Below are 15,079 nucleotides of genomic sequence, written 5' to 3' on the forward strand. Positions count from 1 at the left end.
AAGGAGGCGATTTTAGTGGAAGAGATTGTGTTGTTCCATACCAATGATCTTCATTCTCACTTTGAAAATTGGCCCAAAATACGGCGTCTGGTTAAAGCCAAACGTTCGCTGTACCAAAAAGAGGGCAAAACAGTCGTAACCATTGATTTAGGTGACTTTTCAGATCGGTGTCATCCTTTGACCGAAGCAACAGATGGTCGAGCAAATGTAGCTATAATGAATACATTAGCGTATGATCTGGTTACAATTGGAAATAATGAAGGAATCGGCAATTCAAAGAAACAATTAGAGCATTTATATGATCAGGCAAAATTTGAAGTGGTCTTAGCTAATTTAGAAGATCCAAAAACCCAAACGTTACCAGATTTTTGTCAAGCATATAAAATTGTGACAACTAAAGAAGGCACGAAGTTAGGGTTTATTGGCTTAACCGCACCATTTCCTTTAACGTATAATCCCAATGGCTGGACAATCAAACAAGTGGAAGCAGTCCTTCCTCAACTGATTACAGAAGTTGCGCCTCAATGTGATGTTCTCATTTTGCTTAGTCACTTGGGGATAGATACTGATTTTATGATTGCGGCGAATTATCCTGAAATTCAAGTGATTTTAGGTTCCCATACACATCATTTATTTAAAGATGGTGAAAAAATTAATCATGTGCAACTAGCAGCTGCTGGCAAATATGGACAGTATATTGGTGAAGTGCATCTGTTTGTGGATGACGACACGAAGCAAGTCACAAGTTATGCAAAAACGATTGAAACAGCAAGTTTAGAAGAGCAAGCAACTGATGCCAAGGAAATTGCGGGTTACTTAACGGAAGGTCATCGACTATTGCAAGCGCAGCAAATTGCACAAATCCCTGAAACCTTGTCAACGGACTTACGGCAACCGCATGCCTTTATAACTGTTGCCTTGAAGGCGTTAAAAGAAGCGGGGCAGACCGAAGCGGCTGTGTTGAACAACGGGTTATTTTTAGCAGATTTACCAGAAGGAATAATCAATGCAGACCAATTACATGAGGCCTTGCCTCATCCAATGCATTTAATCAAGGTTACCTTGAAAGGGTCAGACATGAGCCGTTTGATTCGTGAAATGGAAAAAAGTCGTCAATTTCTGCGGAAATTTCCGATTCGCGGGATGGGCTTCCGCGGGAAAATTTTTGGCGAATTATGTTATGATGGGATTCGTTTTGAGCGAAATAGCCAGACCGTTTTTTGGCAAGGGAAACCTATTCAGCCAGAGCAGAAGTATACGCTGACAACAGTGGATCACTTTCAATTTGTTCCGTTTTTCCCAACGATTGAGTTAGTTGGAGAAGTCGAATTTTTATTTCCAGACGTTTTAAGAACTGTCGTGGCGAACTATCTGCATGCCCACTATCCAATCAAATAAAAACAAGGTATAATAAAAACTAGGTGGTGAAAAAATGACAGACAAAAAGACAACCGAAAAAAAAGAAACAGAAACTGCTGCAACCTTTACAGAAGAACTAACAGCAGTTCTTGAAGAAATAAAAGAAGAACCTGTAAAAGAAAAGAAAAAAGGGGAAATTGTCACCATTGTGAATGAAACAGATATTCAAATTGGTGAAAGAGAGTACCGAATTGTTAAAAATCATCGTGATGCCTTTGATCCTGAACGCTTAGGTGAACGGTTTAGTGAAGTATTAGCGCGTTATGATTATATCGTAGGAGACTGGGGCTATGAACAGTTACGCTTGCGTGGCTTTTTTGATACTTCTAATCGTCGGGCAGCGCCGGATCAACGCATTGATACACTAGAAGACTATTTGTATGAATATTGTAATTTTGGCTGTGCCTATTTTGTAATTGAACGAACAGGGGAACGTAAAGAAAAAACAACGCATCGTCGTCGTCGCCATAAAAAGAATAATCGTTCTAACGCGTTTGTCGAGGAAAAGAGTGCGCCCGCTAATAAAAATAGCAAGCCAGTGATTCGTACGCGAAAAGAAGAAAATAAAAAAACGACTACACCCAAACAGCCTAGTCCCAAAAAATCTGGCAAAGGCTTTACGATTCGTCAACGTGAGGAGTAAACAGAGTGAAAAAAGAATATCAAGGATATTTAATTGATTTAGATGGAACGATTTATTTAGGAAAAGAACCAATTCCAGCCGGAAAACGTTTTGTCGAGCGGTTACAGGAAAAAGATTTGCCTTTTTTATTTGTAACGAATAATACCACTAAATCTCCTGAAACAGTGGCACAACGTTTAGCAAATGAATTTGATATTCATGTCCCAGCATCCCTTGTTTATACAGCGACTTTAGCGACGATTGATTACATGAAAGAAACCAATCGGGGCAAGAAAGTCTTTGTCATCGGCGAGGCTGGTTTAATTGACTTAATTTTAGAAGCAGGTTTTGAATGGGATGAAACAAACCCTGATTATGTTGTCGTGGGACTTGATACAGAATTATCTTACGAAAAAGTGGTTTTAGCTACCTTAGCCATTCAAAAAGGGGCGTTGTTTATTGGAACCAATCCAGATAAGAACATTCCGACAGAAAGAGGCTTATTACCTGGTGCAGGTTCAGTTGTGACGTTTGTGGAGACAGCTACTCAAACAAAACCAGTTTATATTGGCAAACCAAAAGCGATTATCATGGAACGAGCGATTGCGCATTTAGGCGTGGAAAAAGAGCAAGTGATTATGGTTGGAGATAATTATGAAACCGATATTCAATCAGGGATTCAAAATGGTATTGATAGCTTGTTAGTTACATCAGGTTTTACCCCTAAGTCAGCTGTTCCAACTTTGCCAACGCCGCCAACCTATGTTGTTGATTCCTTAGATGAATGGACTTTTTGAGTATGATGAGGTCGAAATTGCGTTTAAGGGAAACGCTTGGACTCATTTGTTTGTTTTTAACGATTGTGGCTTTAAGTATCACGATCACGATTAATTTTCGTCCATTGTATCTTTTTGATATCCAACACTTAAATATTTTAAAAGACGTAGAGGTTGATCGTGTGACCTTGATTAAAAATTACGATCATTTAATGATGTACTTAAACAATCCTTTTGAAAAAACATTAGTATTTCCTGATTTTCCAATGTCTGATAGCGCGGCTTTTCATTTTTATGAAGTGAAAAAATTGTTTTTATTGTGCTATGGCGTATTACTAGTTACGTTGATGCCTAGTGTCCTTTATTTAAAATATTTGGTAAAAAATCAGCGTTTATGGACATTGATACGGCCATTTCAGTGGGGAATGTTTTTGCCTGTGCTTTTTGGCTTTTTCATGCTGATTGGCTTTGATCAATTTTTTATTGCGTTTCATGGATTATTTTTTAACAACGATGCTTGGTTATTTAATCCGCTGACTGATCCGATTATCAATGCCTTGCCTGAAGCCTACTTTATGCATTGTTTTATCTTGTTTTTTGTTTTATTAGAAGTCCTGTTTTTGATAGGTGTTTTAATCGGAAAACGTTCTTTAAAAAAATAAAGAGAGAAAAGTGAACAATTCCAAAATTGCTCGCTTTTCTTTTTTGTTCAATCTAGTTTTAAAAACTAGATTGAATAATTGTCAAAAGTATGATATTCTTTTTTAGAAATGGTTAGGAGGGTTTTTATGGACGAGATAGAAAAATCACTACAAGATTGGGGCCAACAATTGGAAAACGTTCATTTGCCAAGATGGCATGAGTTACCAGACATTGAATTATATATGGATCAAGTGATTACTCTGATAGAAAAATACTTATCCCCATTGATTACACTGGAAAAACATACTTTGTTAACGTCCTCAATGGTTAATAATTATGTCAAACACGGGTTAATCCCGGCCCCAGTGAAAAAGCGCTACAATCAAAAGCATTTAGCGTTTTTAATTGCGATTACGTTGTTGAAACAAGTGTTAACATTGCCAGAAATTAAGCAAGGCATTTTATTCCAAGGAGCCACGGTTGGTATTCGTGAAGCGTACAATTTATTTTGTCAAGAACAGGAACGAGCGATTTATGTGATTGCTGCTCAAGCGCAAGAAAAAGAAGTTCAGGCCAAATCACAAGAACCTATGGGGATTGAATATTTGGCTGTAAAAGCAGCGACAATGTCTTTTGCTACTAAAATGTTTAGTGAAAAAGTGATTGAATTGGAACAAGAATACTTAAAAGAAATGGATGAGATGACACATGAATAAAGAAAAGATCGCACTACTGGTTGATTCTGGAACAGATGTTCCAGAGGCATTAGTCAAACAATACGGCATGTATGTCTTGCCTTTACAGATTATTTATCCTGAAAAAACCTATACAGATAAGGTAGATATTACACCAGAAGAAGTGTATCAACGTTTAGAGAAAGAAATCCCTAGTACTTCATTACCAGATGGCGCAACAATCCAAGCTATTTTTGACAAAATTAAAGAAGCGGGTTACGAAAAAGTCTTAGCGGTGACCATTTCTAGTGGTTTAAGTGGAACCTATAATGTGGTTCGCTTGCTTGGAGAACAAACCGAAGGACTAGATGTATTTGTTTTAGATACAAAGAGCATTGGTATCGGGGCTGGCATTCAGGCGATACGAGCAGCAGAATTAATTGAAACAGGATTAGGATGGCAAGAATTACAACAAAAATTAACAGAAGAAGTAGCCAATGCAAAAGTATTTTTTAATGTAGCCACTTTAGAATATTTACAAAAAGGTGGACGAATTGGTTTAGTCACTTCTATTTTAGGGAATGCGCTAAAATTAAACCCCATTATTTCTTGTAATGAAGAAGGCATTTACTATACGGTGGCTAAGTCTCGCGGCCGTAAAAAAAGTCTTGATAAAACGTTTGAGTTGGTGACGAACTTTATAGGTGAGGCACCCCGTTTTCGTTTGGCAGTCGCTCACGGTGCGGCAGAGGAAGAAGCAAAAGCAATGATGGAACGCTTGAAAGCGGCTTTTCCACAAGCAGAAGAAATTTACTTTGGAACAATTAGTCCGGCATTAGTTGTTCATACAGGACCAGGACTATTAGGTGTTGGCATACAGTTATTAAATGATTGATTAAATGAAAAATCCTCTCAAATTTTTTTGAGGGGATTTTTCATTTAAGATTTCTCTTTTTCATAGAAATATCATTTTGCTGAAAAAACAACGAAAATTATATTGAAAATTTCACGAATGTGTTACAATTTGTCTACAAAGGGGGAATTTTTTGTGAAAAAAGCAATAGCAGAATGTTTAGGAACATTTATTCTTGTCTTTTTTGGGACAGGAACAGCCGTTCTAGGAAATGGTATGGAAGGGATTGGAACAACGGGGATTGCTTTAGCATTTGGGTTAACAATCGTTGCTGCTGCCTATAGTATTGGCACAATTTCAGGTGCACATCTAAATCCAGCTGTTTCTATAGGAATGTGGCTTAATAAACGAATAACAACAATGGAACTAATCTACTATGTAGTGGGACAAATTGTTGGCGGCTTGATTGCCTCATTTGCATTATTAAGCATTCTAAAAGGTGCTGGTAAAAGTATTGAGAACTTAGGTCAAAATGGCGTAGGGGAATTAAGTGTTGCTGGTGCATTGACAGTCGAAATTATTTTAACATTTATTTTTGTTTTAGTTGTCATGACAGTTACAAGTGCTAAGAAAGGCAATGCTTCATTAGCAGGAATCGTAATTGGGTTAACACTAACAATGATTCACTTAGTCGGCATTCCTTTGACAGGAACTTCTGTCAACCCAGCTCGTAGCATCGCGCCAGCCGTTTTTGCGGGTGGTTCAGCGTTATCTGAGTTGTGGATTTTTATCGTTGCGCCATTAATTGGTGGATTATTAGCCGCTCTTGTAGCAAAATTCGTCTTAGATACGGAAGAATAGATTAGCGAAAGAAGAATCTTTGATAACAAGCGTCAATTGTTGTCAGAGATTCTTTTTTTGTTATACTAGGAGAACCTAAAGGCGCATTTTTAACCAAAGATGAAAACATCATCAAAATAAGGTATAATAGGAAAGTATCAAATAAGATTAGAAGGAAAAAGAGGTGTCTCTTTGTGAAGAAAATTTTAGTAGTTGATGACGAGAAGCCAATTTCAGAGATCGTTAAATATAATTTGGTTAAAGAAGGATATGAAGTATTTACTGCTTACGATGGAGAAGAAGCACTTGAAAAAGTGGAAGAAGTGGAACCAGACTTAATTATTTTAGACTTAATGCTCCCTAAAATGGATGGCTTAGAAGTCGCGCGAGAAGTGCGCAAAACACATGATATGCCAATCATTATGGTGACTGCCAAAGATTCTGAAATTGATAAGGTTTTAGGATTAGAATTAGGAGCCGATGACTATGTAACGAAACCATTTTCAAATCGTGAACTAGTCGCTCGTGTAAAAGCCAATTTACGGCGAGGTGCAACCAATGCGAAAGAAGCCGAGGTGACAACACAATCTGAATTAACGATTGGTGATTTAACCATTCATCCTGATGCATACATGGTCTCAAAACGGGGTGAAAAAATTGAATTAACCCACCGTGAATTTGAGTTACTTTATTACTTAGCAAAACATATCGGACAAGTGATGACTCGTGAACATTTATTACAAACCGTTTGGGGTTATGATTATTTTGGGGATGTGCGGACAGTGGACGTAACCGTACGTCGTTTAAGAGAAAAAATTGAAGATAGTCCAAGTCATCCAACGTATTTAGTTACTCGTCGTGGGGTTGGTTATTATCTAAGAAATCCTGAACAGGAGTAATCAGGTATGAAGAAAAAAGTTCACTTTTTTCAATCTGTTAATTTTAAGATTGCTTTATCATTTATTCTGCTGTTACTGATTGCGATTCAAATCATTGGTGGCTATTTCATTCGTGAACTGGAAGCCACTACAATTTCCGATTTTAAAAAAAATATGGATTCCCAAGTTGTCCAATTGTCAAATACGTTAAGCACGCAGATGAGCAATAAAGATCTCGAACGTAGTGACGTTGATGCAAATTTAAAAAAAGCGTTATCTGATTTTTCAAATGCAGACATTTCTGAAGCGAGAATTGTCGATGATAAAGGGATTATTCGGGCAACCAATGATTTAAATCAACAAAATATTATTGGGAAAAAGAATGATTATCGTGATTTAAATGACTTTACGAGTAAAAAATATCAAGCTTTAGACAATGATAAACGCGTGTATGTGAATGTCCAGCCGATTCAATCGCCTACTGGAGAAACAGTGATTGGTGTCCTTTATGTGAAAAGTAATTTAGAAAATAAATACCAAGAAATTACCAACACAGCAAGTATCTTTTTCACTGCTTCTATTATTGCCGCAGCAATCTCGATTATTGTGACTTTACTGATTGCACGATCAATCACGAAACCGATTGGTGAAATGCGCGAGCAAGCCATTCGAATCGCTCGTGGTGATTACGCTGGAAAAGTAGAAGTCCATGGAAAAGATGAATTAGGCCAATTAGCAGAAACATTTAATCAATTATCAGAACGGATTGAAGAAGCACAAGAAACAATGGAAGCAGAAAGAAATCGGTTAGATAGTGTCTTAACGCATATGACAGATGGTGTCATTGCGACGGATCGCCGCGGAAAGGTGATTACGATTAATGAAATGGCCCTTTCATTATTAAATGTAAAAAATGAAAATGTGATTGGGACCTCGTTATTAGAGTTGTTAGATATTGAAGAAGATTACACATTGCGGAAGCTGTTAGAAGAGCCAGATGAACTGCTGATTGATCGCTCAACGTCTGATCGTGAAGAAGACCAAATGATTATCCGGGTAGACTTTACGATGATTCGTCGGGAATCAGGATTTATTACTGGCTTAGTTTGCGTACTTCATGACGTCACAGAACAGGAAAAAAACGAACGGGAAAGACGGGAATTTGTTTCCAATGTTTCTCATGAGTTGCGAACGCCTTTGACAAGTATGCGTAGTTATATAGAGGCTTTGAGTGAAGGAGCTTGGGAAAACCCTGAGATTGCGCCGAACTTCTTAAAAGTCACGTTAGAAGAAACCGACCGAATGATTCGTATGATTAATGATTTGTTAAATTTATCTCGGATGGACTCTGGGAATACACATCTTCAATTAGAGTATGTGAATTTTAACGAATTGATTAATTTTGTCTTGGATCGCTTTGATATGATGATTGAAAATGAGCAAAAAAATTACAAAATTCGCCGTGAATTTACTAAACGCGATTTATGGGTAGAGTTAGATACAGACAAAGTAATTCAGGTTTTAGACAACATTTTGAACAATGCGATTAAGTATTCGCCAGATGGCGGCGTCATTACCTGCCGACTAGTTGAAACACATAATAATGTCGTCTTTAGTATCTCGGACCAAGGTTTGGGCATCCCTAAAAAAGATCTCGGGAAAGTCTTCGAGCGTTTTTATCGTGTGGATAAAGCACGTGCGCGAGCACAAGGTGGGACTGGTTTAGGTTTAGCAATTTCTAAAGAAGTAATTCGGGCCCATAACGGGAGTATTTGGGTGGAAAGTACAGAAGGTGAAGGATCGACTTTCTATATTTCACTACCATATGAACCTTATGAAGAGGATTGGTGGGAATGATGAAATTATCAGAATGGATTACAAGAATTGGCTTGATTTTAATGGTCATTTTAAGTATATATTTTTCAGTCAATATCTGGCTGAATTCTGCCAAAAAAATACCAGAAATGAAGTCGGGAAGCCAAGTCACAACAGCTGTCAATGAAAAAGCCATTGGCGATGTCTATTTACCTTTGCAATTGATTCGAATAACTGATGGAAAAGCGATGCAAAGTAATCGTGAAACATTAATTAGTAATGTTCAAAATGATATTAAAATGGCTACGTTTGGTAAATTGACACAAGTTGTGACAAAAAATGCAGAGCAACTTAAGCGCTACAACCAAATGGAACAAGGCATTGAACTTCTTTATCAAGGTCCCTTTTTAATCTCGGACTATGCTTCGATTTATAATCTATCCATTAATTTTACTAACTTTAATGAGTTGACGGACCAGTATTTTACGAAAATTCAATTGGATTTTAACGAAAATAAGATACGTTTTTTAGATTATGACCAAGCCAACGTCTATGAAGCGCCCATGACTGTCAATAAGGCGCGCTTAATGGGAATTATCAATAAAGAGGGATTACAATATCAAGACGTTTCCGAAAATACGCTAACCAAACAAGGGCAATGTTATTTAACCAATGATATGAAGTTGAAAAAGTACAGTTATATCTTAGCTTCGCAACCAGTTACTCGTTTTAGGAATGCTTTTTTCAATGAAACGGAAGATATCCAAACCAATGAAGACAGTCAAGACTTAACCTACACGAGTAAAGAAGAACGATTGTTTGCAGAAGAAAAACTGGGAAAAATCGATTTTAAAGGGACCTTGCCAGAAGAGAATAAACGGGATTCAATCTATAATCAAAGCTTTTCTTATGTAAAACGTTTAGGAACCAATATGGGGAATTTGCGTTACTTTGATCGAACGAAAGATAGTGTCAATTATCGGACTTTTGTGGAAGGTTTCCCAGTGTTCAGTAATGATTTAAAAGGCCAAGTGGATATCCGTATCACGAACAACGATGGTGCTGCGCCAAGCGTAACCATTAACACAAGTGTGAATACAATCCAAGTACCGATTCCTTCAGAAGAAGAAGTGACGCTGGAAAGCACGGAAAAATTGATTAAGCGTTTAGAAACGGCTGGTGCTAAAAAGGAAAAAATCCAATCGGCTGTTATCGGTTATACGTGGCAGACAATTGAAGAAGTCAAACAAGTCGTTGATTTAAGTCCGGAATGGTATGTCCTTTATAACAACAATTGGTACACTGCAACGGACTTGGTAAAACAATTACCAAGCTTGGAGGTGGGCTAATGGATTTTAAACGAATTGAGTGGATTTTCTTCTTAGCATTTTTAGGATTAAATATCTTTTTATTTGGAATTTATCGGGAAGGTCAACAAGAGGAGAGCAACGTCTCTTCTTCCAGCCAAACAGAATCGATTGAAAGTCGGTTGGAAAAAGATAACATCTCGTATAAAGGGACACTTTCTTCAGAACGATTGGAAGGCTATTATTTAAGTGGCGAACAAACCAATTTTTCTGCTGCTTTAAAAATCCAACGTGAAAAGAATAAAAATTTTTTGAGAAATGGGCTGCAAATTGCGGATAATACTTTAACGAGTGTACCTAGTAAAAACTATTTTATTGATCCTAAGAAAATTGATAAAGATTTAAGTACCTTTTTAAATGAAAAAAATGCTTTATTATTCGGAGACGAATATCAATACTTACCAGAATTTTCTCATTTAAAAGAGCCAACGGCAGAAATTGTGGCTGCACAATCGTATAAAGGAATTCCCTTTAGAGATGACACGGCAAAATTAAGTATTTTAGCAGATACGTCAGGTGAATTATGGAAAATTAGTAAATATTCGCAAACGCACATTGAAAATATTGAAGAGTTACGGGACAAAACGGATTTATATTCCAATCGTGATGCGATAGACACGCTCTATATGAATAACCGGATTCCTAGTAATTCCAAAATAACATTCATTAAATTGGCCTATTCAAGAATTTATAAAATTCGTGAGAAAAATGTATACGTTCCAGTCTGGTTTGTAGGAATTTCTACTGGTGAAGATTCAGTTGAAATTGAACAGGTGAATGCCGTAAGTAATACCATCATCACAAATAATACTGTGCCAAAGGTGGAAAAACATTAAGGTCCGTTGTATAATGAAACACGTTAATGTTGTAATGTAGAAGGGAAGAGTTTTAAATGGATTCAGAGTTTGCTTTTAATATCAGTGTTCTTGCCAGTGGCAGTACAGGCAATTCCCTTTTTATTGAAACCAACCAAAAGAAAGTATTAGTAGATGCGGGTTTAAGTGGCAAAAAAATCACTTCACTGTTAGCAGAAGTCAATCGCAAACCAGAAGATTTAGATGCGATTTTAGTTACACATGAACATCGGGATCACATTCACGGCGTTGGCGTGTTAGCGCGAAAATATAAGTTAGATGTCTATGCTAATGAAAAAACGTGGCAAGCGATGGATCCCATGATTGGCAAAGTCGATGTCGCTCAAAAACATATTTTTGAAATGGGCAAAGTTTTGACCTTGGGAGATATGGACATTGAAAGTTTTGGTGTCTCACATGATGCGATTGCGCCTCAATTTTATCGTTTTCATCGCAATAATCGTTCCTTTGTTGTTCTAACGGATACAGGTTATTGTAGCGATCATATTCGTGGTACGATTGAAAACGCAGATGCTTATTTAGTCGAAAGCAATCATGAAATTGAAATTTTGCGAGCAGGACCTTATCCATGGAGTCTTAAACAACGGATTTTAGGAGATAAAGGCCATCTATCCAATGACGATGGTGCTCTTGTGATGGCGGATGTATTAGGTGATAAAACAAAACGCATTTATTTAGGTCATCTTAGCAAAGAAAATAATACGAAACTTCATGCGCGAATGGCAATGGAGTCTACTTTGAAGCAAAAGGATTTAGGCGTCGGGGAAGCATTTAAGGTATATGATACAGACCCCGATTCAGCCTCAGAGTTATTTCAAATTTAGAATAATGGTGGTTTATCAGTTTTTGAGCGTGGAGCAAAAATCCAAAGTGATTTTTGTCCCATGCTCATTTTTTGTTCTTTTATCCAGCTGGTTTGACTGATACATCGGTGATAATACTTTTAAACTCTTAGTTAATTTTTTGACAAATACTTGTGTTTGTCTGGTGTTAGGAGTATAGTTAACTAGATTTTTACTAGTGGGAGGTCTATGATGTTTCAATTTTTACCAAACTCTGTTTTACAGATGAGCACTATTTTTCTTTCGATTATTATCGAAGCATTGCCTTTTGTCATGTTAGGTTGCTTGATTTCAGGCGCTTTACATGTTTTTTTAACACCAGAACGAGTAAAAAAAGTGTTACCTAAAAATAAATTTTTATCAATTTGTGTAGGGAGTTTCCTAGGGTTTTTCTTCCCTTCTTGTGAATGTGGGATTGTACCAATTGTGCATCAATTTGTTAAAAAAGATGTACCAACACATACCGCTTTTGCTTTTATGTTAACGGCACCAATCATTAATCCAATTGTGCTATTCTCAACATACGTAGCCTTTAGTGGCGCAACAAAATTTGTGATTTGGCGAGTTTTAGGTAGTATGATTGTCGCGTGGGTTATCGGCATTTGGTTAGCTTATTTTCGAAAAGAATCAATTTTAACAGAAAAAGAGTTGGCGCAGATTAAAGAAGAGCAGGTTGCTCATACGCATGAACACGTTGATGAAGTTCGTTCATTTTGGAAAAACGGCTGGTCAGCGTTAACCCATAGTATTGATGAATTTTTTGATACGGGTCGTTATTTAATTTTTGGTTCTTTGTTGGCAGCAATCATGCAAACCTATATTCCAACTGGTGCGCTTATGCAATTGGGCCACTCAAAGATTTTAGCGATTCTAGTCATGCTAGTCATTGCTGCCACTCTATCACTTTGTTCAGAAGCAGATGCATTTATTGGTTCTTCTCTTTTGAGTTTGTTTGGCACAGGACCAATTGTCGCCTTCTTAGTTTTTGGTCCAATGGTAGATATTAAAAATTTATTGATGATGAAACGTTATTTTAAAATGTCATTCATTGTACAATTTGTTTTGATAGTGGCGCTTGTCGTAACTATTTATGCGGCAGTAGTTTAGAAAGGAGGCCTACAATCGATGATACGATTTATTATTTTAATTGGATATATGGGGTTGATGATGTATCTTCAAATTTCAGGTGAACTGAACCAATATATCAATATTCATTATAATTACTTAGCTGTTTTATCAATGGTTTTAGCTTTTATTATGGCGATTGTCCAATTGATTTTGTGGAACCAAGCAGATCCATCAATGCAAAAAAAACATGAAGACATGCACCAACATGGGGGACATGAACATCATGGCCATCAGCATAATTTGGAAAAACCCAGCCAAAGAGGGCTTGCCTATTTACTACTTTCTTTACCGTTGATTGTTGGCTTATTATTTCCGACAGTTAGTTTAGACACAACAATTGTTGAAGCAAAAGGATTTAACTTTCCAGTAAGTAAAGAATCAGTAGGGGATCCTGATATGCAAACGCAATATTTGAAACCTGATACAAGTATGTATTTCAATAAGACGGATTATGACAAGCAGATGGCAAAAGCCATGAAACAATATGATGGCCAATCTGTGATTTCAATTACGGATGAAAACTATTTGGAAATTATGGAACTAATCTATAATTATCCAAGTCAATTTGCAGGGAAAAGGATTTCTTATAAAGGCTTTGTCTATAATTCAAAACGAGAAGAAAGTGTTGACCAGTTTGTCTTCCGTTTTGGAATTATTCATTGTGTCGCTGATTCTGGCGTTTTTGGCTTGTTGGTTCATTTTCCTGAACATACCCAATTTCAAAACAATGATTGGGTAACGATTACCGGCACGGTTGAGTTGTCCTATTATCCACCGTTTAAACGACAAATACCAACTGTTCAAGTGGAGAAAGTCAAAGCAGATCAAGCACCAAAAAATCAATATGTCTATCGTTCCTTTTAAAAAAAGTTGGTTGCTTCCTTATCAAATGGAAGCAACCAACTTTTTTGCTATCTATTTTTTAATTTTGTTGCGTTTACGACGAATAAAACCCAAAGATTCTCTTTTTTCTCGAAAGCTGCGGATATTCTGATTGAAAACCTCAGAAGCGACTAAGCCTAACGCAATTGCCCCAGCAATCATTACAGCTTGCACGGTAAAATAGGCACCTTTTTCATAATTGCCAATTACGATATTCCGAACAGCTTGATAAGCTAAGCCACCAGGTACCAATGGAACAATACCAGGAATATTAAAAATCGTGACAGGCATTTTCAATATTTTTGAGAATAGGTAGCTTACTGCCGCAACACCGACAGCACCGATGAGGGAACCTAATGCTGCATTTCCACTAAAAACTTCAACGATTACCCAATAAAGCATCCAGCTCACACTACCAGTTAGACCACAAGCCACCAGTGATCGTCGAGGAACATTAATAATAATCGCAAACGCCGCAGAAGCTAAAAAACTAAAGATAAATTGTACCAAAACGATTCCTAGCAAGTAAGTCACTCCTTTTAATAGAAAAGTTGAAAGACAAAAGCAATGCCAAAACCAATCATTCCTGAAGTCATTAATGCTTCAGTCCCACGAGAAACACCCGATAAGTAGTGTCCAGCTAGCAAATCGCGAAGAGCATTGGTAATTTGCACACCAGGCACTAAAGGCATGACACAACCAATGATGATTAAATCTTGTGATTGTCCGAGTCCCAATTTGACTGAAAGAATAGCGGCTGCACCAATGAACAGCGAAGCTAAAAATTCAGATAAAAATTTAATCTTGAGAAACTTTAAACTAAAATAATAAAGACTATAGCCGCAACCACCAATCAGAAAAGTCAAGAACAAATCGGACCAGACACCACCAAAAAGAATCATAATTGTAGCGCTGACAACGGCCGCACTAACAATGCGTGCGCTAATTGGAAAATGTCGGTGTTCACTATCTATCACTTTTAGTTTATTCAGTAATTCCTCTAAAGAAAAATCACCAGCCACATAAGCACGAGACAGCTGATTCACACGAGAGATTTTTTCTAAATCAATGCCACGTTTCATTACTTGAACCATACGAATCGTGGAGGTTCCATCTATGCCAACAAATAACCCGGTTTGTGTCACATAGCTAACCATTCGATAGTTGCCAGAAGCAAGCGCAATTCGGCTCATTGTATCTTCAACACGGTACATTTCTGCATCGCTTTCTATCATAATTTTACCAGCTAACAAACAGGTTTCTAAAAGTAAATCCAAATGAGCAGGAGTCATTGAGCAAGCCTCACTTTATGTATTTTCTTCTAGTGTACTACAAACGAACCAAAAAGAGGAAATAAATAACAGCTGCAATCGAAAATTTACATCGTAAACAGATTGTTAGCGAATTGTAACATTAAAAGGCTGATATTATTTAATCATAGATATTTAAAAGTTTTCAAAAGAGAA

General features: G+C 37.0%; 16 protein-coding genes. 14 read left to right on the forward strand and 2 right to left on the reverse strand.

The window, feature by feature from the left end:
* The first annotated feature begins 15 nt into the window (after nt 1-15).
* The 14 genes from IGL36_RS04905 (at nt 16) to IGL36_RS04970 (ending at nt 13,595) form a co-directional block, all read left to right on the forward strand.
* Nucleotides 16-1,398 carry a bifunctional metallophosphatase/5'-nucleotidase gene (locus IGL36_RS04905; protein WP_002397811.1) on the forward strand — a complete coding sequence of 461 codons (1,383 nt, stop codon included), beginning with the start codon at nt 16-18 and terminating at the stop codon, nt 1,396-1,398.
* A 34-nt stretch (nt 1,399-1,432) separates the two neighbouring features.
* Nucleotides 1,433-2,062, forward strand: coding sequence for a YutD family protein (locus IGL36_RS04910; RefSeq protein WP_002357954.1), 630 nt, complete (start codon nt 1,433-1,435; stop codon nt 2,060-2,062).
* A 5-nt stretch (nt 2,063-2,067) separates the two neighbouring features.
* Nucleotides 2,068-2,838, forward strand: coding sequence for a TIGR01457 family HAD-type hydrolase (locus IGL36_RS04915; RefSeq protein ID WP_002397812.1), 771 nt, complete (start codon nt 2,068-2,070; stop codon nt 2,836-2,838).
* On the forward strand, nt 2,826-3,479 hold the full coding sequence (locus IGL36_RS04920; protein ID WP_002397813.1) for a TIGR01906 family membrane protein: 654 nt from the start codon (nt 2,826-2,828) through the stop codon (nt 3,477-3,479). Before IGL36_RS04915 ends, IGL36_RS04920 begins: the two co-directional genes overlap by 13 nt.
* 126 nt (nt 3,480-3,605) lie before the next feature.
* The gene (locus IGL36_RS04925; protein ID WP_002361647.1) at nt 3,606-4,175 is read left to right on the forward strand and encodes a DUF1836 domain-containing protein; all 570 of its coding nucleotides are present in this window, start codon (nt 3,606-3,608) and stop codon (nt 4,173-4,175) included.
* Nucleotides 4,168-5,028, forward strand: a complete 861-nt coding sequence (locus tag IGL36_RS04930) for a DegV family protein (protein WP_002397814.1) — start codon at nt 4,168-4,170, stop codon at nt 5,026-5,028. Before IGL36_RS04925 ends, IGL36_RS04930 begins: the two co-directional genes overlap by 8 nt.
* Before the next feature lie 117 nt (nt 5,029-5,145).
* The gene (locus IGL36_RS04935; protein WP_002390101.1) at nt 5,146-5,847 is read left to right on the forward strand and encodes an MIP/aquaporin family protein; all 702 of its coding nucleotides are present in this window, start codon (nt 5,146-5,148) and stop codon (nt 5,845-5,847) included.
* 173 nt (nt 5,848-6,020) lie between these two features.
* On the forward strand, nt 6,021-6,725 hold the full coding sequence (gene yycF, locus IGL36_RS04940; RefSeq protein WP_002357947.1) for a response regulator YycF: 705 nt from the start codon (nt 6,021-6,023) through the stop codon (nt 6,723-6,725).
* Between the two features lie 6 nt (nt 6,726-6,731).
* The gene (gene walK, locus IGL36_RS04945; RefSeq protein WP_002357946.1) at nt 6,732-8,561 is read left to right on the forward strand and encodes a cell wall metabolism sensor histidine kinase WalK; all 1,830 of its coding nucleotides are present in this window, start codon (nt 6,732-6,734) and stop codon (nt 8,559-8,561) included.
* A complete protein-coding gene (locus IGL36_RS04950) occupies nt 8,558-9,868 on the forward strand; it encodes a YycH family regulatory protein (RefSeq protein ID WP_002385989.1) in 1,311 nt (436 codons plus the stop codon). The genes walK and IGL36_RS04950 overlap by 4 nt, the downstream gene beginning before the upstream one ends.
* The gene (locus IGL36_RS04955; protein ID WP_002365516.1) at nt 9,868-10,722 is read left to right on the forward strand and encodes a two-component system regulatory protein YycI; all 855 of its coding nucleotides are present in this window, start codon (nt 9,868-9,870) and stop codon (nt 10,720-10,722) included. Before IGL36_RS04950 ends, IGL36_RS04955 begins: the two co-directional genes overlap by 1 nt.
* A 56-nt stretch (nt 10,723-10,778) precedes the next feature.
* Nucleotides 10,779-11,585: an MBL fold metallo-hydrolase gene (locus IGL36_RS04960; protein ID WP_002357943.1), complete on the forward strand. Its 807-nt coding sequence runs from the start codon at nt 10,779-10,781 to the stop codon at nt 11,583-11,585.
* Between the two features lie 210 nt (nt 11,586-11,795).
* Nucleotides 11,796-12,710, forward strand: coding sequence for a permease (locus IGL36_RS04965; RefSeq protein WP_002379342.1), 915 nt, complete (start codon nt 11,796-11,798; stop codon nt 12,708-12,710).
* Between the two features lie 18 nt (nt 12,711-12,728).
* Entirely contained in the window at nt 12,729-13,595 is an 867-nt protein-coding gene (locus IGL36_RS04970) for a TIGR03943 family putative permease subunit (RefSeq protein ID WP_002357940.1), read from the forward strand.
* Between the two features lie 51 nt (nt 13,596-13,646).
* Here the strand turns inward: IGL36_RS04970 and IGL36_RS04975 are convergent, their stop codons facing one another.
* Both IGL36_RS04975 and IGL36_RS04980 read right to left on the reverse strand, forming a co-directional pair.
* Entirely contained in the window at nt 13,647-14,147 is a 501-nt protein-coding gene (locus IGL36_RS04975) for a threonine/serine exporter family protein (protein WP_002382172.1), read from the reverse strand.
* A 5-nt stretch (nt 14,148-14,152) separates the two neighbouring features.
* A complete protein-coding gene (locus tag IGL36_RS04980; protein ID WP_002357938.1) occupies nt 14,153-14,905 on the reverse strand; it encodes a threonine/serine exporter family protein in 753 nt (250 codons plus the stop codon).
* Between the last annotated feature and the right edge of the window lie 174 nt (nt 14,906-15,079).

This window comes from Enterococcus sp. AZ011, from assembly GCF_050548355.1.
Taxonomy (GTDB): domain Bacteria; phylum Bacillota; class Bacilli; order Lactobacillales; family Enterococcaceae; genus Enterococcus; species Enterococcus faecalis.